Origin of the sequence: Pseudomonas sp. JH-2 (genome assembly GCF_036231725.1) — a bacterium.
GTDB classification, from domain to species: Bacteria; Pseudomonadota; Gammaproteobacteria; order Pseudomonadales; family Pseudomonadaceae; genus Pseudomonas; species Pseudomonas delhiensis.
On record NZ_JAZAQP010000010.1, the window covers coordinates 71,808 to 96,121 of the forward strand.

Sequence of the window (24,314 nt, forward strand, 5' to 3'; positions counted from 1 at the left end):
GCCCTCAGGCAGAAATGCCTGGGGGCTTTGTCTTTCCCGGCCCCGGGAAAGTCGCCCCGCGCGACGCCGTTCGCAGCGCCTATCCTCTTAATTTTTCTATAAGTTTGCCGTGGGAACTTATCCCCCGGCGGCGGTTCCTATTGCCCATAGCCATTGGCCGCGGCGCCCTGATAAGCTCGCGGTTTCATCGAAATGCCAGCATGGCAATCAGACAAGGAATCAGCATGAAACAACATCGGTTGGCGGCAGCGATCGCACTGGTCGGCCTGGTTCTCGCGGGCTGCGATCAGCAGGCTGCCAATGTGGAGCTCAAGACGTCGGCGCAGAAGGCTTCCTACGGCATCGGCCTGAACATGGGCAAGAGCCTGGCCCAGGAAGGCATGAACGATCTGGACTCCAAGGCCGTGGCCCAGGGCATCGAGGATGCCATTGGCAAGAAGCCGCAGCGCGTCACCGATGAAGAGCTGACCCAGGCGTTCACCGACCTGCAGAAGCGTTCCGAGGAACGCATGGCCAAGCTGAGCGAGGAAACCCTCAAGGCCGGCAAGAAGTTCCTCGAGGACAACGGCAAGCGCGAAGGCGTGGTCACCACCAAGTCCGGCCTGCAGTACGAAGTGGTGAAGAAGGCCGACGGCCCGCAGCCCAAGGCCACCGACGTGGTCACCGTGCACTACGAGGGCAAGCTGACCGACGGCACCGTGTTCGACAGCTCCATCCAGCGCGGCAGCCCCATCGACCTGCCGGTCAACGGCGTGATCCCGGGTTGGGTCGAGGCCCTGCAGCTGATGCACGTGGGCGAGAAGATCAAGCTCTTCATCCCCAGCGAACTGGCCTACGGCTCGCAGAGCCCGAGCCCGACCATCCCGGCCAACTCGGTGCTGGTGTTCGACCTGGAACTGCTGGGCATCAAGGATGCCAACCAGGCCGGCGGCGAGCAGCCGCAAGCCCCGGCGCAGAACTGAGTACATTAGTACCAAGAGGACGCCCCGCCCCTGCGGGGCGTTCCTGTTTCTGCAGGATGATAGCGCTGCTCCGCGGCTGACCAGTCGGTCGGAAAGGGCGTAGCCTGGTGCGGGATGTTACCCTTATGCACATATATGTCGCAGCCGTGGTTACGGCCGGTGCTTGACAGCGAAGGGTGATATCGAATAGCCGCAACTGTATGATTTTTATAAGGTTTCCTAAGCTGAACAAAAAATCGCCGATCTGTCTGTAGGCCGCTGGCGACGGGCTTTCCGGCGTGGAGACCGGATACTTTCAACAGAGTTATCCACAGGAAAGGTGGATAACCCCCAAGCCCCCCGGCGACACCGCCGGGACGAGGTGCCCGATGAAGAAACCCGCCGGTTTCGACCGTTATCTGGCCCTGGCCGAACGCTTTCTCGCCCGGGGTCGGGTACCGGCCCTGCTGTTCGCCGTGGCGCGCAAGAGCGCGCGGCTGAAACTGGTCAAGGCCGACCTGCGCCTGCTGCAGGAACTGGCCCTGGCCACCGTGCGCGGGCAGTATCGCCAGCTCAACCCCAGGGCGCTGCTGGCGGTGGTGGCGGCGCTGCTGTATTTCCTCTCGCCGCTGGACATGATCCCCGACTGGCTGCCCGGCGTGGGCCTGCTGGACGACCTGGCGGTGCTGGCCTGGGTGGTGCGCCACTGGCAGGCCGAGCTGGATGCCTTCAAGGTCTGGCGCGATGCGCAGAGCCGCGAGATACGCCAGTCCCTGGCGCTGTTGCCGGGGCCGGAGCGGCCGGCCCGCGGCTGAGTCGCCGGCCAGCGAAGCGTGCGCGGCTTCGCGATGCCGCGCGTGGTGATGCGCCCGATGAGGCCGAGCGGCGTTTCATGGGCGATACTGTGAAAGGTCGGAATGCCGGGCAGGCGCCAGGGGTTGCCGTCTTTGCCCGTTGAAATGCCGGCATGCAAGGAGTGTTGTCGATGAATGTGCAAGTGATCACGCGAGACGGCGAAGCGGAGTACGCCGTGCTTCCCTGGGCCGACTACCAGGCGCTGCTGGCCGCTGCCGGCGCCCGCGCCGCCCAGCCCCCCGCAGTTGCCGCCCCGGTTGCCGCACCGAGCGCCTCCTGGCGCGAGCTGCGCGAGGCGCGCGGCCTGTCCCTGGAGAGCGTGGCCCGCGAGGTGGGCATCAGCCCGTCCTACCTGGGGATGATCGAAAGCGGCGAGCGCGAGGTCAGCGAAGCCATCGAGCATGGCCTGCGTCGCGCGCTGGGCGCAGCGAAGTCGGAGTCGGCATCTTGAGCGTGCATATCAGCCGCAAGCATTGGCAGGGCTTGCTGGACGAGCTGGAAGACGCGCGCCGCCAACGCCACCTGTTGACCTACCGGGCGCTGATCGAGCGCCTGCAACTGCCCACGCCGGCCATGACCACCCTGACCGCGGCCCTGGAGCACCTGGCGCAGCTCGATGCCCGCGCCGGCCGGCCGCTGCGCAGCTCGCTGGTGATCAGCCAGGGCGCCAGCCGCCTGCCGCGCACCGGGTTCTTCGAATGCGTGGAGCGCCTGGGGCGTTTCTCCGGCGCCTCGGACGGCCCCGCGGCGGCGGGCTGGCACGCCGCCGAGGTGGTGCGGGTGTTCGAGTTCGACTACCCGGAAGAGCCGTGAGCCGCGAGTTCGTCTGGCGCCTGCGCGCCCGCCTGGCCTACGCCGTGGCGCGACGCCTGATGGGCTGGCCCTGGCTGGTCCGCCAGCCGCGCGCCTGGCAGTGGATGCAGGGGCAGTTCTCGCGCATGGCCAACCTGGGCGACGTGCCCGCCCAGAGCTTCTATGGCCACCTGCTGCTGTTCCGCGGCCAGGGCTTCGGCGCCCGCGAGGAGGGCCTGCGCCTGCTCGCCCTGGCGGCCGCCGGCGGCGATGCCAAGGCCGCCTACCAACTGGGTGTGCAGGCCCTGCAGGGCAGCGCGCAGCGGCAGCCGGACGGCGCCGCCGCGGCGCGCCACTGGGCCCGCGCCGCGGAGGCCGGGCACCCGCTGGCCGCGCGGCGCCTGGCCGAGCTCTACCGCGACGGGGCCGAGGGCCTCGCCGCGGATTCCGAGCAGGCCGCGCGCTACCAGGCCCTGGCGGCGCAGCTGGGGCTCTGAACGGCGCCTATTCCAGGGTGATGACGTGCCGGCTGTAGCCGGGGACTTCCTTGGCGTGGCGCTTGGCCTCCGAGGCGATGCCCGCCAGCTGCGCCGCGTCCAGGCGCTCGCTGGCGCCGGGCTTCAGGTGCACCACGCCGATCGATAGCGACAGCAACGGGAATTCCTGGCGCTGGCCGCGGCGGTTGTAGGCGACGAAGCAGCCGGCCTGCAGGTGCTCTTGATTGTAGAAGCGCCGGCACTGCCCCTGGAAGTCCTCCAGCAGGTGGTTGAGGCGGTTGCGCCAGTCCTCGGAGGTGAACACCAGCATGAAGTCGTCGCCGCCGATATGGCCGACGAAGTCGCAGCTGGGGTCCACCCGGTCGCTCAGGCACTGCGCCAGGCACAGCAGCACTTCGTCGCCGCGGGCGTAGCCGTAGAGGTCGTTGAAGGGCTTGAAGCTGTCGATGTCGACGTAGCACACCGCCGCCTCGCGGTCCTGCTGCAGCAGGCGCGCCAGGCACTGCTGGATGGGCACGTTGCCCGGCAGCAGGGTCAGCGGGTTGGCGTAGCGCGCCTGGCGGATCTTCAGTTCGGTGATCAGCTTGAGCACGTCGATCACCCGGCCCAGACCGAGGTAGCGGCCGCCCTGGGTGATGATGAAGTCTTCCTCGATGCGCTGCCGCGCGCGGCTGGTGAGCAGGCGGCTGACCTGCTGCAGCGACTGGCTGCGCTCCACCGCGAGGAAGTCCTCGCTCATCAGGCGGCTGATCGGCTTGCGCGCGTACAGCTCGGTGCCGAAGGGCTTGAGCAGGGCATCGGAGAGCGCATGGCGGTGGACGATGCCCACCGGTTGCTGGTGCTCGTCGAGCACCGCCAGGGCGTTCAGGTTGGCCTGGGCGCGGAAGGCTTCCAGCACCTCGGCGATCGGCGTGTCGCGGCCCACCGCCGGCTGTTCCAGCAACAGCGGGCGCAGGTCGGCCTGTTCCTCGCCGTGCAGGGCTTCCGCGCGGTCGAGGTCCGGCAGCAGGCCGCGCACCTCGCGCGCCGGCTGTTCCTGCGGGCGGCCGATGAGGTAGCCCTGGACCAGGTCGACGCCCATTTCCGAGAGCACCGCCAGCTCCTCCGGCAGTTCGATGCCCTCGGCTATCACCTGGGCGCGGGAGGCGTGGGCCATCTTCAGGATGGAGCCGACGAACTCGCGCTTGACGCCGTCCTGGTGGATGCCGTCGATGAAGTGGCGGTCGATCTTCACGTAGTCCGGGCGCAGTTCCGACCACAGGCGCAGGCTGGAATAGCCGGCGCCGAGGTCGTCCAGGGCGATGCAGAAGCCCATGGCGCGATAGTGGTGCAGGGCGGTGTCGAGCAGGCCGAAATCCTCGATGGGCGCCTGTTCGGTGAGCTCGATGACCACGTCGCCCGGCGCTATGCCGAGGGTCTGCAGCAACTGCAGGGTGCGGCCGGGCTGGTGGCTGGGGTCCAGCAGCGACTCGGGGGCGACGTTGAGGAACAGCTTGCCGGCCAGCCCCAGCTCGTGGAAGCGCTGGCAGGCGCGGCGCCGGCAGAGCACGTCGAGCTCGCTCAGGCGGCCGGCGTGGCGCGCGGTGCTGAACAGGGTGAGGGGCGAGTGCAGCGGGCTGTTGGAGGGGCCGCGGGTGAGGGCCTCGTAGCCCACCAGGCGCCGCTCGGAGAGCGACACTATGGGTTGGAACAGACAATGCAGGTCGCCGTGAGCGAGGATCTGGGCCAGCGCGCTCAACTGCTCGGTGACGGTCATGACGGTTCTCTGTGGGTGAAAAGATGAAGGGCCGGTCTCCCGGCCCTTGCGCATTTCACTACTGAGTCATGACTGTTTCGTGACGACTCCGCTCTTTCAGTGCTTGGCCACCGCCGAGCTGAGCGTCAGGTAGTCCAGCAGGATGTGCCCGGACTCGGTGAGGTAGGCGTCGTCCTGGGGCTTGGTCTTGTCGTCGTCCGGCAGGGCGTTGTCGTCTTCCTGCTTGAGCTCCTTCAGCGGCTCCTGGCCCTTGGACTTGCGCAGCGCGTTCTCCATGGCCAGCTGGCGGCCCTCGATGCTGCTCTGCTGGGCGCGGCGCTTGGCCTCGTTCAGGCTGACGGTCTTCTCCTTCATCAGCTCCTGGGCCAGGGCCAGGCGCTGGCGGGCGTAGACGAAGTCGGCGTTGTGCTCGGTGCGCGCGTCGTGCTGGATCTTCAACTGGTCGAGGAACGGCTTGAACGGGTCGCTCTGCGCCGACAGCACCGGGCGGATGGTGTCCCAGGGCATGGAGTCGGGCAGGGCGCTCTCGCCGATTTCCTTGTCGTCGACGATGGACGGGTAGCTGATGTCCGGGATCACGCCCTGGTGCTGGGTGCTCTGCCCGGAGACGCGGTAGAACTTGGCCAGGGTCAGCTTCAGCTCGCCGTGGTTGAGCGGCTGGATGGTCTGCACGGTGCCCTTGCCGAAGGTCTGGCCGCCGACGATGAGCGCGCGGTGGTAGTCCTGCATGGCGCCGGCGAAGATCTCCGAGGCCGAGGCCGACAGGCGGTTGACCAGCACGGTCATCGGCCCGGTGTAGAAGGCCTGGCCCTCGTCATCGTTGAGCACGTCGACGCGGCCGTCGCTGTTGCGCACCAGCACGGTGGGGCCCTGGTCGATGAACAGGCCGGTCAGCTCGGTGGCTTCCTGCAGGGAGCCGCCGCCGTTGTTGCGCAGGTCGATGACGATGCCGTCGACCTTGTCCTTCTGCAGCTCGCCGATGAGCTTCTTCACGTCGCGCGTGGTGCTCTTGTAGTTCGGGTCGCCCGCCCGGTAGGCCTTGAAGTCCAGGTAGAAGGCCGGCACGTCGATCACGCCGAGCTTGTAGCTGCGGCCGTCGTGGTCGAGGGTGATCTCCGACTTCTTCGCCGCCTGGTCTTCGAGCTTCACCGCCTCGCGGGTGATGGTGACGATCTTGCTGGTCTGGTCGTTCGGCGCGTTGCTCGAGGGGATGACCTCCAGGCGCACCTGCGAGCCTTTCGGGCCGCGGATCAGCTTGACCACTTCGTCGAGTCGCCAGCCGACCACGTCGACCATCTCGCCCTTGCCCTGGGCGACGCCGATGATCTTGTCCGAGGTGGCGATCTGCTTGCTCTTCTCCGCCGGGCCCGCCGGCACCAGGCGCACGACCTTGACGTAGTCGTTGTCGCTCTGCAGCACCGCGCCTATGCCTTCCAGGGAGAGGCTCATGTTGATGTCGAAGTTTTCCGCGCTGTCCGGCGACAGGTACTGGGTGTGCGGATCGTAGGTCTGCGCGAAGGCGTTGATGTAGGCCTGGAAGATGTCCTCGCTGCGCGTCTGCTCCAGGCGCATCAGCTGGTTCTTGTAGCGCTTGGTCAGCTGTTCCTGGATGGCCTTGTCGTCCTTGCCGGCGATCTTCAGGCGCAGCACCTCGTCCTTGACCTTCTTGCGCCAGAGGTCGTCGAGCTCGGCGCCGTTCTTCGCCCACGGGGCCTTCTCGCGGTCGATGGTCAGGCTCTCGTCGACCTTGAAGTCGATCTTGTCGACGCCCTTGCCGAGCATCGCCAGGGCGAAGTCCAGGCGCTCCTTGAGGCGGTCCAGGTGACGCTTGTAGATGGTGAAGCCGGGGTCCAGCTCGCCGCTCTTGAGGAAGTCGTCGAACTGGGTGCGCCAGGGCGTGAACTGGGCGATGTCGCCGGCGGTGAAGTACATCCGCGACGGGTCCAGGGCCTTGATGTAGGCGTCGTAGATCTTCGCCGAGCGGTCGTCGTTGAGCGGCGGCTTGCTGTAGTGATGGCGCTTGAGCAGCTCGACGATGTTCAGGCTGGCGATCACCTGGTCACGGTCCGGCTGCAGGCCGTCCCAGGAGTTCTGGCCGGCGGAGGGCGCGGCGAACGCGGACAGGGCGCTGGCGCCAAGGACCAGCAGCAGGGCGGTGCGGGGCAGAAATCGCTTCATGCTTAATCGACTGGGTGCGGAGTTATGACGCATATTAGGCCGTATCTGGCGTCGCCGGGTTCCAAGCTGCTCGAGATTGGGCTCTGGCGCGACGAGCGAAGAGAAAGGCCCGACCGACGTGGTGCGGGCCGTGCAAGCACTATGGAGGTAGCGTGAACGCATTGCAAGGTATCGAAGGGCGGGTGGAGTGGGCCGAGCGAGCGGCCCCGACCTGTGGGGCGGGGCAGGTGCGCATCCGCGTGGCCGCCGCCGGGCTCAACCGCGCCGACCTGCTGCAGCGCGCCGGGCTCTACCCGCCGCCGCCGGGGGCCAGCGACATCCTCGGCCTGGAATGCGCCGGGGTGATCAGCGAAGTGGGCGCCGGCGCCACCTGGCAGGTGGGCGACCGTGTCTGCGCGCTGCTGGCCGGCGGCGGCATGGCCGAGGAGGTGGTGGTCGACGCCCGCCACGTGCTGCCGGTGCCCAACGGCTTGTCGCTGGCCGAGGCGGCGGGGCTGCCGGAGGTCTATGCCACGGCCTGGCTCAACCTGTTCCAGCTGGCGGGCCTGCAGCCGGGCGAGAAGGTCCTGCTGCACGCCGGCGCCAGCGGCGTGGGCTCGGCCGCCATCCAGCTGTGCAAGGCCTTCGGCAGCCCCTGCTGGGTCAGCGTCGGCTCCGCCGAGCGCCTGGCCTACTGCGAGGCCCTCGGCGCCGAGGGCGGGGTGCTGCGCGGCGAGGCGCTGGAGTCGCTGCGCGACTTCGCGCCCTTCGACGTGATCCTCGACCCGGTGGGCGCCAACTACGCGGCGCTCAACCTGCAGGTGCTGCGCCAGGACGGCCGCTGGGTGGTCATCGGCCTGATGGGCGGGCGCAAGGCCGAGCTGGACCTGGCGCTGCTGCTGGGCAAGCGCATCCAGTTGACCGGCTCGACGCTGCGCAGCCGCGACGCCGACTTCAAGGCGCAACTGATCGCCGAGTTGGGAACCCGCGTCTGGCCGCTGTTCGCCAGCGGCCAGCTGAAGCCCCAGCTGGAGCGCCAGTTCGTAGCCAAGGACGCCGAGCAGGCCTTCGAGGCCCTGGCCAGCAACCAGGTGCAGGGCAAGGTGGTGCTGCTGGTCGACCAGAGCCTGGCCTGAGGCACGGTCCCGCATGCGACGTAGGGCGAATGACCGTTCGCGGTCATCCGCCGTTGGCCCGGGCGCCAGTGCCTGGGAATGGCGGCGGATAACGCCGTAGGCGTTATGCGCCTTACGGCCCTGCCGGGTAATTCCATGGCACCGTAGGGCGAATAACCGTTCGCGGTTATCCGCCGTTGGCCTGGGCGCCGGTGCCCGGGAATGGCGGCGGATAACGCCGTAGGCGTTATGCGCCCTACGGATTCGACCGCGCACGGTGTTTTCCCGCTCCTACGAAGAGCCGTGTTTCTTGGCGGACTCAACGCCAGGCGAGGATTTCCCAGCCGTGTTTTTCCGCCTCGCCGCGCAACACCGGGTCGGGGTTGACCGTGTGCGGGTTGCCGACGCGGCGCAGCAGCGGCAGGTCGTTGCGCGAGTCGGAATAGAAGTGCGTGCTGGCCAGCGCGCTTTCGTCGCCGCCGAGCCAGTCGAGCAGGCGGATGATCTTGCCGTCGCGGTAGGTCAGCACGCCCTGGGTGCGGCCGCTGTAGTGGCCGTCCACCACCTCCAGGTCGATGGCCAGCACGTCCTGGATGCCGATGCGCTCGGCGATCGGCTGCACCAGGTGCACGCCGGAGGCGGAGATCACCAGCGGCCGGTCGCCGGCGGCGCGGTGCCGGGCCAGGGTGCGGCAGGCGTCGTTGTAGATCAGCGGTTCGATGACGTCCTCGACGTAGGCCTCCACCTCACGCTCCACTTCCTTGACGCTGCGCCCGGCCATGGGCTCCAGGCTGAAGGCCATGTAGGCCTCCATGGACAGCTCGCCCAGGGCGTAGCGCGCCATCAGCTCGGTATCTCGGCGGATGAAGGACTCGCCGTCGACCCAGCCCAGCTCGGCCATGCGCCGGCTCCACAGGCTGGCGCAGTCGCCGTCGATGAGGGTTTCGTCAAGGTCGAAGATCACCAGGGCCATCAGGCCACCTCCCGGATGCTTTCATGATCGATCGCCAGCGCCAGGTGGGCGCCGGCCGGATACAGGCGTTCCGCGCTGCGGTTGAGCACGTCCACCGTGAGTTCGACGCCGTTGGCCCGCACCCGGTAACGGATGACGTTGCCCAGCAGGCTGTGGGACAGCACCTGGGCGGCGATGCCGTCGCCGGCATCCACGCTCAGGCGCAGGGATTCCGGGCGGATCGCCACCTGCCCGGCGAAGGGCCGGCCGAGCAGGCGGCCGGCCTGCTCGGCGTCGAGCAGGTTGTAGTTGCCGATGAAGCCGGCGGCGAAGGCGTCGGCCGGCGCGGTGTAGAGGGTTTCCGCGTCGCCGCTCTGGACGATGCGCCCGGCGTTCATCAGCACGATGCGGTCGGACAGCGTCAGCGCCTCCTCCTGGTCGTGGGTGACGAACACCGTGGTCAGCTGCAACTCCTGCTGGATGCGGCGGATCTGCTCGCGCAGGTGCTTGCGGATGCGCGCGTCCAACGCCGACAGCGGCTCGTCGAGCAGCAGCAGGCGCGGGCGGGTGACCAGCGAGCGGGCCAGGGCCACGCGCTGGCACTGGCCGCCGGAGAGCTGGTGCGGGTAGCGCGCGGCGTACTGGCCCAGCTCGACCATCTCCAGCACCTCGGCCACCCGGGTGGCGGCTTCGGCAGAGGGCACCTTCTGCATGCGCAGGCCGAAGGCGACGTTCTGCTGCACGGTCATGTTGGGGAACAGCGCGTAGCTCTGGAACACCATGGCGATGCCGCGCTTCTGCGGCGGCAGCGGCACCAGGTCCTGGCCGTCGATCAGGATGCGCCCGCTGTCCACCGCGGTGAGCCCGGCGATGCAGCGCAGCAGGGTGGACTTGCCGCAGCCGCTGGGGCCGAGCAGGGTGACGAACTCGCCGCGCCGGGCGGCGAAGTCGATGTCCTGGAAGACCCGGGTGTCCCCGAAGCTCTTGTTCAGGCGTTCGACGCTGAGGAAGCTCATGTGCGGTCCTTGTTCAGGCGGTTGGCGGCCCAGGTCAGCAGCAGGATGAAGAGGAAGTAGGAGACCACCACCGCGCTGGTGTAGTGGCCGCTGCTGTTGCGCATGTTGTTGAGGAAGACCTGCAGCGTCTCGTAGCGGGTGCCGACCAGCAGGTTGGCGAACACGAACTCGCCGATGAGGAAGCTGAAGGACAGGAACAGCGCCACCATCAGGCCCTTGCGCAGGTTCGGCAGCACCACCAGCAGGGCCGCCTGCCAGGTGCTGGCGCCGAGCAGCTGGGCGGCGTCCATCAGGTCGTGCAGGTTGATCGCCTGCAGGTTGTTGCCGATGGCCCGGTACATGAACGGCAGGGCGATGGTGAAGTAGCAGCCGACGAGGATCCAGGGCGTGCCGGTCAGCGGCAGGGGGCCCGAGGCATAGAGCTGCAGCAGGCCCACCGAGGAGACCACCGGCGGCACCGCGAAGGGCAGCAGGATGAGCACGTTCATCAGCGCGTCCAGGCGCGGGTAGTGGTAGTGCACCACGAACATCAGCGGCAGGATCAGCAGCACGCTCAGCAGCAGCGCGCCGAAGCACACCAGCAGCGACTGGCCGAAGGCGGCGAGGAAGCGCGGGTCGGTCCACAGCGCCAGGTACCACTTCAGCGTCAGGCCGTCGGGCAGCACGCTCGCCGACCACTGGGTGGCCAGGGAGTAGAGCAGGGTGGCGGCCAGGGGCAGCAGCAGGATCAGGAACAGCGCGTAGACCACCAGCCGGTGGTACAGCGGGCTAGCGTTTCTCGACATGGTAGCTCCGGCGCAGCAGCCACTGGTGGGCCAGGGTGATGACGGTCATCAGCCCGACCAGGATCATCGCCAGGGCGCTGGCCATGTTCGGGTCGAGGAAGACGTCGCCGGAGACCAGGCCGGCGATGCGGATCGGCACCACGTTGAAGTTGCCGGTGGTCAGCGAGTAGACGGTGGCGTAGGCGCCCAGGGCGTTGGCCAGCAGGATCACGAAGGTGCCCAGCAGCGCCGGCGTCAGCACCGGGATGCCGATGTGCCGCCAGAACTGCCAGTGGTTGGCGCCCAGCAGCGCCGCCGACTCGCGCCAGTCCTCGCGCAGGGCGTCGAAGGCCGGGTAGAGCAGCATCACCCCCAGGGGAATCTGGAAGTAGGTGTAGAGGATGATCAGGCCGGTCTTGGAATAGAGGTTGAAGTCCTCGATCAGCCCGGCCTGCTTGAGCAGCAGGGTGATGGCGCCGTTGAAGCCGAGGATGATGATGAAGGCGAAGGCCAGCGGCACCCCGGCGAAGTTGCTGGTCATGTTGGCGAAGGCCATGACGAAGTCGCGCAGGCGGCTGTCCACCTGGCGCAGCGAATAGCTGCCGAGCACGGCGATGGCCAGGCCGATCAGGCTCGACCACAGGGAAATCTCCAGGCTGTAGCGGATCGCCTGCAGGTAGAAGGGCGAGGCGAATATCTCGGCGAAGTTGCCCAGGCCCCAGGCCTCTTCGCGGCGCAGGCTGTTGACTGCCACCCACAACAGCGGCGCGATCTGGAAGGCGAAGAAGAACAGCGCGAAGGGCAGCAGGCAGAGCAGGGCGAGGCGCTTTCCGCGGTTCGCGCTCATGGCCGCAGCAGCCCTTCGCAGACCGGCTTGTCGTGGGCCGCGCCGAGTATCCGGCAGAGGCTGCCGCACAGCTCGACCTGGCGCGGGCGCACCTGGTCGTCGAGGCTGAAGGCCTCGCCGAAGACGAACAGCGGCACCTCGCGCTCCTCGGGGAGGATGCCGCCGTGGCTGCGGTCGTCGTTCATGCCGTGGTCGGCGGTGACCATCACCTGGTAGCCGGCGGCCAGCCACTGGTGCAGGTATTCCGAGAGCAGCACGTCGGCCTGGCGCGCGGCGTTGCGGTACTGCGCGCTGTTCAGGCCGTGGCGGTGGCCGGCGTCGTCGATGTTCATCGGGTGCGCCAGCAGCACGTCGGGGGCGTGGCGGCGGCGCAGGTGCTCGGCGTCGGCCAGCAGGTGCGAGTCGGGGTAGTGGTCGGTCCAGTAGAAGTGGCCGTACTGGATCGGCAGCGCCGCGTCCTCGGTGTGGCGGTCGCGGGCCGCGTCGAAGGGCGAGCGGTTGTATAGCTCGCTGACCCAGTGGTAGGCCGCCGCCGCGGTGGTCAGGCCGGCGTCGCGGGCATAGTGGAACAGGCTGCGTTCCTTCGACAGGCGCGAAACCTGGTTGTGCAGGATGCCGCTGTCGATCGGCGCAACGCCGGTGAGCAGGCATTCGTAGAGCGGCCGCGACAGCGACGGCAGCTCGCACTGCAGGCGGTAGAGGCGGCCGCGGCCGGCGTTGCAGAGCGCCTGCAGGTGGCCCATGCAGTCATGGGCGACGCCGTAGTTGAGGCCGTCGAGTATGACCAGGATGACGGGACGGGACATCGTAGCTGCCTGTGCTGGGGGAAACCGGAACGGGCGCCCCCGGCCACGGCCGGGGGCGGCGCCGCGTCACTGCATGTTGATGATCACGCTCTCCTGCCACAGGCGCGGCAGGCGCTTGGAGGTCGCTTCCCAGGCCTGGCCGTCCCTGATCGGCTGGGCCCTGGCGTACTGCTCGTTGGGCAGCAGCTTGGCCTTGACCTCGGCCGGCAGGTCCAGGTGCTCGGCGCGGATCGGCCGGGCGTTGCCCTTGGCCAGGTTGATCTGCCCGGCGTCGCTGAAGATGTACTCGCGGGCCAGCTTGGCGGCGTTGGGGTGCTTGGCGTACTTGTTGATGATGGTGGTGTAGCCGGAGATCACCGAGCCGTCGGAGGGGATCAGCACCTCGAAGCGGCTGGGGTCGATCTGGTCGCGGTAGCTCAGGCCGTTGAAGTCCCAGACGATGCCGACTTCCACCTCGCCCTTCTCCAGGGTGTTGATCACCGGGTTGGTCAGCGACAGGCGGCCCTGCTTGGCCAGCTGGGCGAAGAACTCCAGGCCCGGCTTGACGTTCTTCTCGTCGCCGCCGTTGGCGATGGCCGCGGCGAGCACGCCGTTGACCGCCTGGGCCGCGCTGCTGACGTCGCCGATGGTGACCTTGTACTTGCCCTTGAGCAGGTCGGCCCAGCTGTGCGGCACGTCCTTGACCAGCTGCTTGTTGACGATGAAGGCGATGGTCCCGGTGTAGGCCAGGGCCCAGTGGCCATCCTTGTCCCTGGCCCATTCCGGGACCTGGTCCCAGGTGCTGGGCTTGTAGGGCAGGCTGACGTCCTGCTGCACGGCGATGGGGCCGAAGGCGGCGCCGACGTCGCCGATGTCGGCGCTGGCGTTCTCGCCCTCGGCCTTGAACTTGGCCAGCTCCTGGGCCGAGCTCATGTCGGTGTCCATGTGCTTGAGCCCGTACTTGCTCTCCAGGTCCTTCCAGGTGTCCTTCCAGTTCGCCCAGCTGTCGGGCATGCCCACGCTGTTCACCTGGCCTTCCTTGCGCGCGGCCTGTTCCAGCGCCTGCAGGTCGGCCTCGGCGGCCATGGTGGTCGCGCTGCCCAGGGCAATCGCGGTTCCCAGCAGTGAAGCAAGCAAGCGTTTCATTCGGTGCTCCTTCGGTCATCGGGTTCTGGCATTGGGGGCCGCGCCCCGGTCGGGCGTGGCGCGTCGCTGGTCTAGATCAGCAAGACCCAGGCCAATCTACGAAGCGGGCATGACAATTTCGTGTCCGGGCGCCGGCATGCGGGTCGGCAGGCAGCGCCCGGATACAGCCTAGACCATGCACAAGACCTTGATGCGGCTGGGCTATGCTGTGGCGCGGAGCTGGCATGGGGCCTGCTTGCCATGGCACTGTCACCGGACGGTCACCGTGGATTCCTACAGTGGGAACGGCTACCGGTTGCGGTGAAGTGCCCCAGCTTGGGGCTGGTCTAGTCCAAAAGAGGGAAACAGCATGCGCGACGAGGCGCTACCGACGGTGACGGCGATCTGCCGGGCGCTAGTGGAACAGATCGACAGCGGCCTGCTGCCGGCCGGCGGCAAGCTGCCGGCGGAGCGGCGCCTGAGCGAGCTGTTCGACACCACGCGCATCACCCTGCGCGAGGCGCTGACGCAGCTGGAGGCCCAGGGCCTGATCTACCGCGAGGAGCGCCGCGGCTGGTTCGTCTCGCCGCCGCGGCTGCTGTACAACCCGCTGGTGCGCAGCCACTTCCACGCCATGGTCGCCGGCCAGGACCGGGTGCCGGCCACCGAGGTGCTGTCGGCGCGCCAACTGCCGGCCAGCCCGGCGATCTGCGCGCACCTGGAGCTGCCGGCGCTGTCCAGCGTCTACCAGATCCGCCGCGCCCGGCGGGTGGACGGGCGCCTGGTGCTGTACGTGGAGCACTACCTGAACCCGGCCTATTTCCCCGGCATCCTCGACTGCGACCTGCGCCAGTCGCTGACCGACCTCTACGCCAGCCGCTATGACATCCGCTACGGCCGCGTGCGTTTCGACATGGTGCCCACCGCCCTGCACGGCGAAGCGGCCAGCGCCCTGCGGGTGGCCGAGGGTAGCCCGGCACTGCGCATCACCCGCATCAACCGCGACCAGCACGGCCGGGTGATCGACTGCGACCTGGAGTTCTGGCGGCACGATGCGATTCACGTGAGCGTGGAGGTGCCGGATTGAGGGGCGGGCTCTTCGTAGGAGCGAGCTTGCTCGCGAACCCTTGACCTAGGTACCCGGGAGCCAGTCCGCCCCTCTCCCCAGCCCTCTCCCTGAAGGGAGAGGGAGCTTGCCCGTGCCGGCGGCCAGGACAGTGCTAACCGGCCGCACCGCAATGGCCGACGAGTGCTGAAGTAACGCTTGATGCCGAACGGTCCCCTCTCCCTTCAGGGAGAGGGTTAGGGAGAGGGAGCCAGGGCCGGCCCAACACACGAAGGCCCAGGTTCGCGAGCAAGCTCGCTCCTACGAAAACCCAAGCCTCAAGGCAGCTCGGCACTGCCATAGAAAGCCCCCAGCACCTTGGCCAGGTAGCGCAGGTCATGGCTGCCGGCCAGCTCGCGGATGCTGTGCATGGCGAAGGTCGGCAGGCCGATGTCGACGGTGCGCACGCCCAGCTGGCTGGCGGTGATCGGGCCGATGGTGGAGCCGCAGCCCATGTCGCTGCGGGTCACGAAGCTCTGCACCGGCACCTCGTTCTCCAGGCACAGGTGGCGGAAGTAGCCGGCGGTCTCGCTGCTGGTGGCATAGCGCTGGTTGCTGTTGACCTTGATCACCGGGCCGCCGTTGAGCAGCGGGCCGTGGTTGCCGTCGTGCTTGTCGGCGTAGTTGGGGTGCACGCCGTGGGCGTTGTCGGCGGAGACCAGCAGCGAGCGCTGGATCACCCGCACGAAGGCGTCGCCGTCGGGCAGCAGGCGGCGCAGCACCTGTTCCAGGAAGGGGCCGTCGGCACCGCAGGCCGAGCAGGAGCCGACCTCCTCGTGGTCGGTGCAGACCAGCACCGCGCTCTGCTCGTCGCCGCTGGCCAGCAGGGCCTCCAGGCCGGCGTAGCAGGACAGCAGGTTGTCCAGGCGGGCACCGGCGATGAACTCGCCGCCCAGGCCCACCACCGCGGCGCGCTGGGTGTCGTAGAAGCTCAGTTCGTAGTCGAGGATGGCGTCGGCGATGATGCCGTGCTCGTTCTGCAGCTGCTCGCCGAGCAGGTCGCGGAAGTCGCGGCTCTCGCCGGCGGCCAGCTGGGCGAGGATCGGCGGCAGCTCGGTCTGGGCGTTGATCGCCCAGCCCATGTTGGCCTCGCGGTTGAGGTGGATGGCCAGGTTGGGGATCACCGCGATGGGCGCGCGGAAGTCGATCAGGCGGCTTTCCACCTTGCCGGCCAGGCGGAAGGTGACGCGGCCGGCCAGGGACAGGTCGCGGTCGAACCAGGGCGCGAACAGGGCGCCACCGTAGACCTCGACGCCCAGCTGCCAGTAGCCCTTGCGGGCCAGTTCCGGGTTCGGCTTGACGCGCAGGCAGGGGCTGTCGGTGTGGGCGCCGACCAGGCGCAGGCCATGCTCCAGCGGCGCGTTGCGGCCGAGCTTGAAGGCGATCAGCGAGGAGTCGTTGCGCGTCACGTAGTAGCGCCCACCGGCCTCGGTGCGCCAGGCGTCACGCTCGTCGAGGCGCTGGTAGCCGCCCTCCTCGAGGCGCCGGGCAAGGCTGGCGGTGGCGTGGAACGGCGTCGGCGAGGCCGCGAGGAAATCGATCAGGCCCTGGTTGAGATCTGCACGCATGGGAAACTCCGGACAACGATGGCGGAAGTTTATCGCAAATGGCAGGGACGGCGGGCCCCCGCGGAATCGCGCAGGATGTGTTCCCGCACGGGAATGGCGCAGGTGGGGCAGCGTAGGCGCGGAATACCGTGCCCCACGGCAACCTGTAGGAGCGGGCCCTGCCCGCGATTTCGCGCGCAGGGCGCGCTCCTACATGGGGAATGCTGTGGGTGGGCAGCGTAGGAGCGGATCTCATCCGCGAATCGCGCCGGAACGTCCGGCTATCGCGGACAAGATCCGCGCCTACCGGGGGACGCCATACCTTACTGTGAGCTGTAGGAGCAACTGTCTTGCAGGCCATGCCGGGGTGCTCTTCGTAGGAGCGAGCTTGCTCGCGAACAAACGCGGTGCCATGCGGTTCGCGAGCAAGCTCGCTCCTACGAGAAGCCATGCTCGCCTGCAACGTACAAGCGGGCCCTGCCTGCGATTCGCGCGCAGGGCGCGTTCCTGCATAGGTGAGGCGGCATAGCCCCGTAGGGCGCATAACCGTTCGCGGTTATCCGCCGTTGGCCAGAACACTGCCGCCCAGGGCGATGGCGTATAACGCCGTAGGCGTTATACGCCCTACACCACTGGATAAGACGGTTCCTGCTCAGAAAGGCGCCAGCGACTCGAAGCGCAGGCGCTCGCCGGTCTGTGGGTGGGTCAGGCACAGCAGGCTGGCGTGCAGGCACAGGCGGTCGCGCAGGGTGAGGGCTTCGCCTTCGGCGTAGAGGCGGTCGCCGAGCAGGGGATGGCCGATGGACAGCATGTGCACGCGCAGTTGGTGCGAGCGGCCGGTGATCGGCGTCAGCTCCACCCGGGCGTACTGGCCGCAGCGTTCCACCACGCGCCAGAAGGTCAGTGCGTGGCGGCCGTGCTCGTGGTCGACGATGTGCCGCGGCTTGTTCTCCGGGTCGTAACGCAGCGGCAGTTCGATGCGCCCGCTGTCCAGCTCCGGCTCGCCCCAGCACAGCGCGGTGTAGGCCTTTTCGGTCTCGCGGTCGTGGAACTGCCGGGACAGCTCGCGGTGGCTGTCGGCGTCGCGGGCCAGGACCATCAGGCCGGAGGTTTCCCAGTCCAGACGGTGGACAATGCGCGCTTCCGGGTAGCCGTTGTCCTGCAGGCGGGTGACCAGGCAGTCCTTGTTGTCCTCGGCGCGGCCGGGCACCGAGAGCAGCAGGGTGGGCTTGTTCACCACCAGCAGGGCGGCGTCCTGGTGGACGATCTGGATGTTCGACAGCGGCATGGGGCCTCGCCAGCGGCTAGAAATGACTGCGGCGGCCGAGGCCGCCGCAGTTCACCCAGCGGACGATCAACGTTCCGGCAGGGTGATGTTGAGTTCCAGGATCGAGCAGCTGCCCTGGTTGGCCAGTTCCACCTGGACCTGTTCCTGGTCGATCGGCACGTACTTGCGGATGACTTCCAGCAGGTCTTTCTGCAACTGCGGGAGGTAATCCGGTTGCGAGCGGTTGCCGCGCTCGTGGGCGACTATGATCTGGAGTCTTTCCTTCGCGATGGAGGCGCTGTTCGGCGCTTTCCGGCTGCGAAAGAAGTCTAAAAGGCTCATTCACGTCCTCCGAACAGTCGTTGCAGGAATCCTTTCTTCTGCACATCGAGGAACCGATGTGGCATCTCTTTGCCCAGCAGGCGGTCGACCGCGTCGCTGTAGGCCTGGCCGGCGTCGCTCTGGTCGTCGAGGATGACCGGTACGCCCTGGTTCGAGGCCTTGAGCACGGCTTGCGACTCCGGGATCACGCCGAGCAGGCGGATCGCCAGGATTTCCTCGACGTCTTCCACGCCGAGCATCTCGCCCTTGGTGACGCGCTCGGGGTTGTAGCGGGTCAGCAGCAGGTGTTCCTTGATCGGCTCCTCGCCCTTCTCGGAGCGCGCCGACTTGCTGGCCAGCAGGCCGAGCATGCGGTCGGAGTCGCGGACCGAGGAGACTTCCGGGTTGGTCACGACGATTGCCTCGTCGGCGAAGTACATGGCCAGGTGGGCACCCTTCTCGATGCCGGCCGGGGAGTCGCAGATGATGTATTCGAAGTTCTGCTTGAGTTCTTCCATGACCTTGCCGACGCCTTCCTGGGTCAGGGCGTCCTTGTCACGGGTCTGGCTGGCGGCCAGGACGAACAGGTTCTCGAGGCGCTTGTCCTTGATCAGGGCCTGGGTCAGGGAGGCTTCGCCGTTGATGACGTTGACGAAGTCGTAAACCACGCGGCGTTCGCAGCCCATGATCAGGTCGAGGTTACGCAGGCCCACGTCGAAGTCGACGATGACGGTCTTGTGGCCGCGCAGGGCCAGGCCGGTGCCGATGGCGGCGCTGGTGGTGGTTTTACCGACGCCACCCTTACCGGAAGTGACTACGAGGATCTTGGCCAAGGTGATTCACCCCAATGAAAAACGAAGAATTCAGGTCCCTGAAATTCGCGGCAGTATCCGTTAAAGGCGGGTGATGTTCAACACGTCTCCCGACAGGCTGACGTGTACCGCCTGCCCCCATTGCGGACTGCGCCTAAGGTCTTCTGCAACCTTGTAATTCCCGGCGATGGAGACCAGTTCGGCACCCAGCTGCTGACAGAAGATTCGCGCGCTGGTGTCGCCTTTGACGCCCGCCAGGGCCCTGCCGCGCATCGGACCGTATACGTGGATGTTGCCGTCGGCCAGAAGTTCCGCACCGGGGCTCACGGGGGCCAGGACGATGAGGTCGCCGCCGGCGGCGTAGATCTGCACGCCGCCGCGCACCGGGGTGGTCACCAGCTTAGTCGGACGGACGGCCGGGGCGGAGGGCTCGGCAGGCTTTTCAGGGGCTTTTTCAGGCGCCTTGTCCGCCGTCTTTTCGCTGGCCTTGTCGATGGCTTTCTCGACCACCGGTTCGGCCAGCTTCTCGCTGCGCGGGCGGCGCACTATGCCCTCGGCCGGGGCGGCAGCGGCGGCGTCCTTCGGCTCCAGCGGGCGGTCGCGGGAGCCGGACGGCGGCAGCACCGGGATGTCCAGCATGGTCGCCAGGCGCAGGTCTTCCTCGCGGTTGGCGCGGATGGCCAGGGTACGCAGGCCGTGGCGCCGGCAGATGTCCAGCACGCCCTGCAGGTCGAGCTGGCCTTCGCCGCCGGGCAGCTTGTCCAGGGCCAGGACCAGGGGGGTGTCGCGGAAGAAGTTGGGAGCCTGGGCGACCTTGTCGGCGAGCTGACGGTCCAGGCGCGACAGGTCGTTGTGCGCCAGTTCCAGCACGGTGACGGCGAGCATGCTGCCCTTGAGCTGGAAAACGGGATCTTGGTCGAGGAGGTCGGCTTGGCTCATGGTCGCACTGCATCGCTAAATGGCCTCGACTTATAGCGAACCCTCCCGGCAGCCGCAAGCCTGGCGCGGGGCCAGGTGCGATAGTGGCACCGGGGCGGCGGCGCAAAGGCGGCGCTCGCGGTAGAATGCCGCCTTTGCCCGTCATTTCCGGAATCGTTCATGGACCGTCCACGCTTTCGCACCGCCTTCCTCCATCCGCGCTACTGGCCGCTGTGGCTGGGCCTGGGCGCGCTGTGGCTGGTGGTGCAACTGCCCTATCCGGCGCTGCTGGCGCTGGGGCGCGGCCTGGGCGCGGTGATGTACCGCGTGGTCGGCAGCCGCCGGGCGATCGCCGCGCGCAACCTGGAGCTGTGCTTCCCCGAGCTGTCCGCCGCCGAGCGCACCCGGCTGCTCAAGGCCAACTTCGCCTCCACCGGCATCGCCTTCTTCGAGATGGCCATGAGCTGGTGGTGGCCGCGGGCGCGCCTGGCCAGGCTCGCCCATATGGAAGGCCTGGAGCACCTGCGCCAGGCCCAGGCCGAAGGCAAGGGCGTGATCCTCATGGCCATGCACTTCACCACCCTGGAGATAGGCGCGGCGCTGCTGGGCCAGGTGCAGACCATCGACGGCATGTACCGCGAGCACGACAACCCGGTGTTCGACTACGTGCAGCGCCGCGGCCGCGAGCGGCACAACCTGGACGCCAGCGCCATCGAGCGCGAGGACGTGCGCGCCATGCTCAAGGTGCTGCGCGCCGGGCGCGCCATCTGGTACGCCCCGGACCAGGACTACGGCGCCAAGCAGAGCCTGTTCGTGCCGCTGTTCGGCATCCAGGCCGCCACCGTCACCGCCACCACCAAGTTCGCCCGCCTGGGCCGCGCGCAGGTCATGCCCTTCACCCAGACGCGCCTGGCCGACGGCTCCGGCTACCGCCTGGTGGTCCACCCGCCGCTGCGGGACTTCCCCGGCGAGAGCGAGGAGGCCGACTGCCTGCGCATCAACCGGTGGGTGGAGGCGGAGATCCGCCAGCAGCCCGAGCAGTACCTGTGGGCCCATCGCCGCTTCAAGAGCCGCCCGGAAGGCGCGCCGAAGCTCTACGACAAGCGCTGAGTGCGGCGGCGGGCTTTACCGCGGCGGCCGGCGCTGCATACTGAAAAGCGCAGGACGCATCCAGGACTCCCGTCGTGACTGAATCCGCCGAGCCGCAACCGAACCCCCGCACCGACCGCGCCATCACCGGCCTCATCCTCTCCGGCGGCGGTGCCCGCGCCGCCTACCAGGTGGGCGTGCTGGCGGCCATCGCCGAGCTGCTGCCGGAGGGGGCGGCCAATCCCTTCCCGGTCATCGTCGGCACCTCGGCCGGCGCCATCAACGCCGTGGGCCTGGCCTGCGGCGCGCTGTCCTTCCGCGAGGCCATCCACAGCCTGACGCGGGTGTGGAAGGGCTTCCACACCGGCCAGGTGTACCGCGCCGACTTCACCGGGGTGCTGGGCCAGGCCCTGCGCTTCCTCGGCCACAGCCTGCTGGGCCTGGGCCGGCGGCGGCCGGTGGCGCTGCTCGACAGCACCCCGTTGCGCCACCTGCTGGCCCGCGAGATGGACTTCTCCGGCATCAGCGCCGCCCTGCAGCAGCGCAAGCTGCGCGCTGTGGCGGTGACCGCCTTCGGCTACGACTCCGGACAGGCGGTGACCTTCTACCAGGGCCGCGCCACCATCGAGCCCTGGCTGCGCCACCGGCGCATCGGGGTGCCGACGCGGCTGCACCTGGAGCACCTGCTGGCCAGCTCGGCGATCCCGCTGCTGTTCGCCCCGGTGCGCATCAAGCGCGAGTACTACGGCGATGGCGCGGTGCGCCAGCAGGCGCCGATCAGCCCGGCGCTGCACCTGGGCGCCAACCGCGTGCTGGTGATCGGCGTCAGCGGCAACCCGGCGCGCAACGGGCCCGACGAAAGCGCCGTCGGCGAGGGCAGCGAGCGCCCGCCGAGCCTGGCGCAGATGGGCATCCACCTGCTCAACAGCACCTTCATCGACAGTCTGGAAGGGGATATCGAGGTGCTGCAGCGCGTCAATTACCTGGGCTCGCTGGTGCCGCAGGAGCGCCGCTGCCACGAGTCTGGGCTGCGCGAGGTGGAGGTGCTGCTGGTATCGCCGTCGCGGCCGCTGGACGAGATCGCCGCCCGCCACCGCAAGGAGCTGCCCTGGGCGGTGCGCCTGTTCCTGCGCGGCCCGGGCGCGACGCGGGCGAGTGGGGCGGGGGTGCTGAGCTACCTGCTGTTCGAGCGCGGCTATTGCCACGAGCTGATCCGCCTGGGCTACAAGGACGCCATGGACAAGCGGGCGGAGCTGGTGCGCTTCCTCGGGCTGGAGGAGCATTGCCTGTAGGGGAGGATCGCGGACGGAGTCCGCTCCTGCGAGCGTGCCCGACCGTAGGGCGAATAACCGTTCGCGGTTATCCGCCGTTGGCCGTGCTACCGGGGCGTCCGGCGTGGCCGGTGAATCCAATCGCGGACGGAGTCCGCTCCTACGCTGCCCCACCCACGCCGTAACCATGTAGGAGCGCGCCCTGCGCGCGATTTCGCGGGCAGGGCCCGCCCCTACAATCCGTGACTCCGGCGGCTCAGATCGCCAGCACCCCGTCGCGGTAATCGCGCAGGGCCTGTTCGATTTCCTCGCGGCTGTTCATCACGAAGGGCCCGTACTGCACGATGGGTTCGCGCAGCGGCTTGCCGGCCAGCACCAGCACGCGCGCGCCCTGGTCGCTGTGCAGCTTCACCGCGTCGCCCTCGCCCAGGCGCGCCAGGCGGTTGGTGCCGACCTCGCCGCCGCGCTCGGCCTGCACCTGCAGGCTGCCTTCGTAGACGTACAGCAGCGCCTGGTGGCCGCTCGGCAGGTTCAGGTCGATGTCGGCGCCGGCCGGCAGCTTCAGGTCGTAGTAGTGCGGCTCGGTGTCCGGGCGCTGCACGGCGCCGTCGAGTCGCACCTGGCCATCGTCGAAGCGCCCGGCGATCACCGTCGCTTCCACGCCGCCGGCGGTGGTGGTGCGCGGGACGTCTTCCGGCTCGATGTCGCGGTAGCCGGCCGGGCCGAGCTTGCTCTTGCCGGGCAGGTTCAGCCACAGCTGGAAGCCGCGCATGGCGCCTTGCTCCTGCTCGGGCATCTCGCTGTGGATGATGCCGTGGGCGGCGGTCATCCACTGTACGCCGCCGGGCTTGAGCAGGCCCTCGTTGCCCAGGTGGTCGCGATGGCGCATGCGCCCTTCGAGCATGTAGGTCACCGTCTCGAAGCCGCGGTGCGGATGGTCGGGGAAGCCGGCGATGTAGTCGTCGGGGTTCTGGGTGTCGAACTGGTCGAGCATCAGGAAGGGATCGAAGCGTTCGATGCCCGGGCCGCCGATCACGCGGGTCAGGCGCACACCGGCGCCGTCGGAAGCGGGGCGGCCGATGTGCAGGTCGATCAGGTTGCGCAACTGGGTCATGGTGGACCTCCTCGTTCAGGCATGGAGGCCATGATAGTCCCAGGCATTGGATGGATGGTTGCGAGTTTTGCGGGTTGAATATCGAATTGTTCGATATTCAACCCGCATGCTCATTCGCCGATCTGCAGCTTGCGCGACTCGGTATAGAAGTAGCGCAGCTTCTCGTACTCGAAGGGGGTGTTCATCTGCCCGTAGCGGAAGCTGTTGCTGTAGCGCCGGTCGATGACCTGCAGGGCGGGGATTTCCCAGTGGTCGCCACTGGCGCTGGCCACGCCCAGGTAGTCCACCTGCTGGCCGGCGACGAAGTCGGTGACCAGCCCGCCGGTGTCGCGCAGGTTGGACGGGCCGAGGATCGGCAGCATCAGGTAGGGGCCGGCGGGCACGCCGTAGAAGCCGAGGGTCTGGCCGAAGTCCTCGGTCTGCCTGGGCAGGCCCATGCGGGTGGCCGGGTCCCACAGGCCGAGCACGCCGAAGGTGGTGTTGAACAGCAGCCGCGCGGTGGTGTTCATCGCCCGCTTGCCCTTGAACTGCAGCAGGCTGTTGAGCAGGCTCGGCACCTCGGCGACGTTGCTGAAGAAGTTGCTCACGCCGCTGCGCACGAAGCGCGGGGTGACGTATTCGTAGCCGTGCACCACGGGCAGGAACACCCACTCGTCGAAGCGGTAGTTGAAGTGGTAGACGCGGCGGTTCCACGACTCCCAGGGGTCGTAGACGTTGAGCGCGCTGAGGGTGGCGCGCTCGAACTCGCGCTGGTCCAGGCCGGGGTTGAACTTGAGGGCGTCCAGCGGGTGCTTGAAGCCGTCGTCGTCGGGCGCCAGCTGCACCTGCTTGGCGGCCGAGGGCGGCACGGCGGGCGCCGGGCCGAGGTCGGAGGCGTTGTCGGCGTGGGCCAGGCCGCAGCCCAGCAGCAGGGCGAGCAGCCAGGGGGATCGGCGGGTCATCTAGCGCTTTCCTGTGTCGGCGGCGGCCTGCAGCGTGGCGTCCTGGCCGCGGAAGAAGTTCAGCATGTCCTGGGCGTTGACCCGGTAGTTGAGGTTGCCGCAGTGGCCGCCCAGCGGGTACAGCGTCAGCCGGTCGCCGAAGGTGCGGCGCAGGAAGCCGATGTCGCCGGGGCCGAGGATGACGTCGTCGGCGTTGTGCATCACGGCGATCTTCGGGCTGTCGTGCAGGTACTGCTGCAGGGCGTACAGGCTGGTCTGCTGGATCAGCTGCGGCAGGCTGCCGCCGCCATGGCGCTTGCGCCACATGGGGATCAGCTGCTCGACCAT

At 68.3% G+C, this 24,314-nt stretch carries 24 protein-coding genes and 1 pseudogene; 9 read left to right on the forward strand and 16 right to left on the reverse strand.

Translation table 11 applies throughout. The annotated features are described in order from the left end of the window. Positions 1-224: 224 nt before the first annotated feature. The 5 genes from VV867_RS09735 to VV867_RS09755 all read left to right on the forward strand — a co-directional run bounded on the left by VV867_RS09735 (position 225) and on the right by VV867_RS09755 (position 3,085). Positions 225-962: an FKBP-type peptidyl-prolyl cis-trans isomerase gene (locus VV867_RS09735; protein ID WP_009620550.1), complete on the forward strand. Its 738-nt coding sequence runs from the start codon at positions 225-227 to the stop codon at positions 960-962. A gap of 368 nt (positions 963-1,330) precedes the next feature. Continuing rightward, positions 1,331-1,756 carry a YkvA family protein gene (locus tag VV867_RS09740; RefSeq protein WP_109936612.1) on the forward strand — a complete coding sequence of 142 codons (426 nt, stop codon included), beginning with the start codon at positions 1,331-1,333 and terminating at the stop codon, positions 1,754-1,756. A gap of 170 nt (positions 1,757-1,926) precedes the next feature. Then, positions 1,927-2,247, forward strand: a complete 321-nt coding sequence (locus VV867_RS09745) for a helix-turn-helix domain-containing protein (RefSeq protein ID WP_109936613.1) — start codon at positions 1,927-1,929, stop codon at positions 2,245-2,247. Further along, complete coding sequence (locus VV867_RS09750; RefSeq protein WP_009620544.1) at positions 2,244-2,609, forward strand: hypothetical protein; 366 nt, start codon at positions 2,244-2,246, stop codon at positions 2,607-2,609. Before VV867_RS09745 ends, VV867_RS09750 begins: the two co-directional genes overlap by 4 nt. Further along, positions 2,606-3,085 (forward strand): hypothetical protein, encoded by a 480-nt coding sequence (locus VV867_RS09755; protein WP_109936614.1) that lies wholly within the window; start codon positions 2,606-2,608, stop codon positions 3,083-3,085. Before VV867_RS09750 ends, VV867_RS09755 begins: the two co-directional genes overlap by 4 nt. A 7-nt stretch (positions 3,086-3,092) precedes the next feature. Here the strand turns inward: VV867_RS09755 and VV867_RS09760 are convergent, their stop codons facing one another. Both VV867_RS09760 and VV867_RS09765 read right to left on the reverse strand, forming a co-directional pair. Beyond that, entirely contained in the window at positions 3,093-4,841 is a 1,749-nt protein-coding gene (locus VV867_RS09760; RefSeq protein ID WP_328566244.1) for a GGDEF domain-containing protein, read from the reverse strand. 96 nt (positions 4,842-4,937) lie between these two features. Beyond that, positions 4,938-7,019: a carboxy terminal-processing peptidase gene (locus VV867_RS09765; RefSeq protein ID WP_328566245.1), complete on the reverse strand. Its 2,082-nt coding sequence runs from the start codon at positions 7,017-7,019 to the stop codon at positions 4,938-4,940. Positions 7,020-7,171: 152 nt separating this feature from the next. On the opposite strand from VV867_RS09765, the gene VV867_RS09770 reads away from it, so the two are divergent. Beyond that, a complete protein-coding gene (locus VV867_RS09770) occupies positions 7,172-8,134 on the forward strand; it encodes an NAD(P)H-quinone oxidoreductase (RefSeq protein ID WP_089393088.1) in 963 nt (320 codons plus the stop codon). Positions 8,135-8,432: 298 nt separating this feature from the next. Here the strand turns inward: VV867_RS09770 and VV867_RS09775 are convergent, their stop codons facing one another. From VV867_RS09775 to VV867_RS09800, 6 genes are all read right to left on the reverse strand, one after another. After that, on the reverse strand, positions 8,433-9,086 hold the full coding sequence (locus VV867_RS09775; RefSeq protein ID WP_328566246.1) for an HAD family hydrolase: 654 nt from the start codon (positions 9,084-9,086) through the stop codon (positions 8,433-8,435). Continuing rightward, entirely contained in the window at positions 9,086-10,081 is a 996-nt protein-coding gene (locus tag VV867_RS09780) for an ABC transporter ATP-binding protein (protein WP_109936618.1), read from the reverse strand. Before VV867_RS09780 ends, VV867_RS09775 begins: the two co-directional genes overlap by 1 nt. Continuing rightward, positions 10,078-10,866, reverse strand: a complete 789-nt coding sequence (locus tag VV867_RS09785) for an ABC transporter permease (protein ID WP_089393085.1) — start codon at positions 10,864-10,866, stop codon at positions 10,078-10,080. Before VV867_RS09785 ends, VV867_RS09780 begins: the two co-directional genes overlap by 4 nt. Then, entirely contained in the window at positions 10,850-11,692 is an 843-nt protein-coding gene (locus tag VV867_RS09790) for an ABC transporter permease (RefSeq protein ID WP_275629143.1), read from the reverse strand. The genes VV867_RS09785 and VV867_RS09790 overlap by 17 nt, the downstream gene beginning before the upstream one ends. Further along, positions 11,689-12,498, reverse strand: coding sequence for an alkaline phosphatase family protein (locus VV867_RS09795; protein WP_328566247.1), 810 nt, complete (start codon positions 12,496-12,498; stop codon positions 11,689-11,691). The genes VV867_RS09790 and VV867_RS09795 overlap by 4 nt, the downstream gene beginning before the upstream one ends. Before the next feature lie 66 nt (positions 12,499-12,564). Next, positions 12,565-13,623, reverse strand: a complete 1,059-nt coding sequence (locus VV867_RS09800; protein ID WP_328566248.1) for an ABC transporter substrate-binding protein — start codon at positions 13,621-13,623, stop codon at positions 12,565-12,567. Positions 13,624-13,972: 349 nt separating this feature from the next. Between VV867_RS09800 and VV867_RS09805 the strand changes: the two genes are divergently transcribed. Beyond that, the gene (locus tag VV867_RS09805; RefSeq protein ID WP_109936623.1) at positions 13,973-14,689 is read left to right on the forward strand and encodes a UTRA domain-containing protein; all 717 of its coding nucleotides are present in this window, start codon (positions 13,973-13,975) and stop codon (positions 14,687-14,689) included. Between the two features lie 296 nt (positions 14,690-14,985). On the opposite strand, the gene VV867_RS09810 is transcribed toward VV867_RS09805, so the two are convergent. The 5 genes from VV867_RS09810 to minC form a co-directional block, all read right to left on the reverse strand. After that, positions 14,986-16,275, reverse strand: coding sequence for a M18 family aminopeptidase (locus VV867_RS09810; protein ID WP_328566249.1), 1,290 nt, complete (start codon positions 16,273-16,275; stop codon positions 14,986-14,988). Between the two features lie 631 nt (positions 16,276-16,906). Then, the gene (locus tag VV867_RS09815) at positions 16,907-17,542 is read right to left on the reverse strand and encodes an RluA family pseudouridine synthase (protein WP_328566250.1); all 636 of its coding nucleotides are present in this window, start codon (positions 17,540-17,542) and stop codon (positions 16,907-16,909) included. A 66-nt stretch (positions 17,543-17,608) separates the two neighbouring features. Next, positions 17,609-17,863: a cell division topological specificity factor MinE gene (gene minE / locus VV867_RS09820; RefSeq protein WP_009620516.1), complete on the reverse strand. Its 255-nt coding sequence runs from the start codon at positions 17,861-17,863 to the stop codon at positions 17,609-17,611. After that, complete coding sequence (minD, locus tag VV867_RS09825) at positions 17,860-18,675, reverse strand: septum site-determining protein MinD (protein ID WP_109936627.1); 816 nt, start codon at positions 18,673-18,675, stop codon at positions 17,860-17,862. Before minD ends, minE begins: the two co-directional genes overlap by 4 nt. A gap of 60 nt (positions 18,676-18,735) precedes the next feature. Further along, complete coding sequence (gene minC, locus VV867_RS09830; protein ID WP_109936628.1) at positions 18,736-19,593, reverse strand: septum site-determining protein MinC; 858 nt, start codon at positions 19,591-19,593, stop codon at positions 18,736-18,738. A 159-nt stretch (positions 19,594-19,752) separates the two neighbouring features. Here minC and VV867_RS09835 point away from each other — a divergent pair, with 159 nt between their 5' ends. Next, positions 19,753-20,682, forward strand: coding sequence for a lipid A biosynthesis lauroyl acyltransferase (locus VV867_RS09835; protein WP_328566251.1), 930 nt, complete (start codon positions 19,753-19,755; stop codon positions 20,680-20,682). A gap of 122 nt (positions 20,683-20,804) precedes the next feature. Further along, positions 20,805-21,953 (forward strand): patatin-like phospholipase family protein, encoded by a 1,149-nt coding sequence (locus tag VV867_RS09840; RefSeq protein ID WP_109937340.1) that lies wholly within the window; start codon positions 20,805-20,807, stop codon positions 21,951-21,953. Positions 21,954-22,188: 235 nt separating this feature from the next. Here VV867_RS09840 and VV867_RS09845 read toward each other — a convergent pair whose 3' ends face one another. The 3 genes and pseudogenes from VV867_RS09845 to VV867_RS09855 all read right to left on the reverse strand — a co-directional run. After that, complete coding sequence (locus tag VV867_RS09845) at positions 22,189-23,046, reverse strand: pirin family protein (RefSeq protein ID WP_109936630.1); 858 nt, start codon at positions 23,044-23,046, stop codon at positions 22,189-22,191. 110 nt (positions 23,047-23,156) lie between these two features. Continuing rightward, positions 23,157-23,987, reverse strand: a complete 831-nt coding sequence (locus VV867_RS09850; protein ID WP_328566252.1) for an MlaA family lipoprotein — start codon at positions 23,985-23,987, stop codon at positions 23,157-23,159. Further along, a pseudogene (locus tag VV867_RS09855) lies at positions 23,988-24,314 on the reverse strand (serine/threonine protein kinase); the annotation flags it as partial.

Bases quoted from the DNA above. Each gene is read 5' to 3' on its own strand.
- VV867_RS09735 (WP_009620550.1), top strand. From the start codon at position 225: ATGAAACAACATCGGTTGGCGGCAGCGATCGCACTGGTCGGCCTGGTT.
- VV867_RS09740 (WP_109936612.1), top strand. From the start codon at position 1,331: ATGAAGAAACCCGCCGGTTTCGACCGTTATCTGGCCCTGGCCGAACGC.
- VV867_RS09745 (WP_109936613.1), top strand. From the start codon at position 1,927: ATGAATGTGCAAGTGATCACGCGAGACGGCGAAGCGGAGTACGCCGTG.
- VV867_RS09760 (WP_328566244.1), bottom strand. From the start codon at position 4,841: ATGACCGTCACCGAGCAGTTGAGCGCGCTGGCCCAGATCCTCGCTCAC.
- VV867_RS09765 (WP_328566245.1), bottom strand. From the start codon at position 7,019: ATGAAGCGATTTCTGCCCCGCACCGCCCTGCTGCTGGTCCTTGGCGCC.
- VV867_RS09775 (WP_328566246.1), bottom strand. From the start codon at position 9,086: ATGGCCCTGGTGATCTTCGACCTTGACGAAACCCTCATCGACGGCGAC.
- VV867_RS09780 (WP_109936618.1), bottom strand. From the start codon at position 10,081: ATGAGCTTCCTCAGCGTCGAACGCCTGAACAAGAGCTTCGGGGACACC.
- VV867_RS09785 (WP_089393085.1), bottom strand. From the start codon at position 10,866: ATGTCGAGAAACGCTAGCCCGCTGTACCACCGGCTGGTGGTCTACGCG.
- VV867_RS09790 (WP_275629143.1), bottom strand. From the start codon at position 11,692: ATGAGCGCGAACCGCGGAAAGCGCCTCGCCCTGCTCTGCCTGCTGCCC.
- VV867_RS09795 (WP_328566247.1), bottom strand. From the start codon at position 12,498: ATGTCCCGTCCCGTCATCCTGGTCATACTCGACGGCCTCAACTACGGC.
- VV867_RS09800 (WP_328566248.1), bottom strand. From the start codon at position 13,623: ATGAAACGCTTGCTTGCTTCACTGCTGGGAACCGCGATTGCCCTGGGC.
- VV867_RS09805 (WP_109936623.1), top strand. From the start codon at position 13,973: ATGCGCGACGAGGCGCTACCGACGGTGACGGCGATCTGCCGGGCGCTA.
- VV867_RS09810 (WP_328566249.1), bottom strand. From the start codon at position 16,275: ATGCGTGCAGATCTCAACCAGGGCCTGATCGATTTCCTCGCGGCCTCG.
- VV867_RS09815 (WP_328566250.1), bottom strand. From the start codon at position 17,542: ATGCCGCTGTCGAACATCCAGATCGTCCACCAGGACGCCGCCCTGCTG.
- minE (WP_009620516.1), bottom strand. From the start codon at position 17,863: ATGAGCCTTTTAGACTTCTTTCGCAGCCGGAAAGCGCCGAACAGCGCC.
- minC (WP_109936628.1), bottom strand. From the start codon at position 19,593: ATGAGCCAAGCCGACCTCCTCGACCAAGATCCCGTTTTCCAGCTCAAG.
- VV867_RS09835 (WP_328566251.1), top strand. From the start codon at position 19,753: ATGGACCGTCCACGCTTTCGCACCGCCTTCCTCCATCCGCGCTACTGG.
- VV867_RS09845 (WP_109936630.1), bottom strand. From the start codon at position 23,046: ATGACCCAGTTGCGCAACCTGATCGACCTGCACATCGGCCGCCCCGCT.
- VV867_RS09850 (WP_328566252.1), bottom strand. From the start codon at position 23,987: ATGACCCGCCGATCCCCCTGGCTGCTCGCCCTGCTGCTGGGCTGCGGC.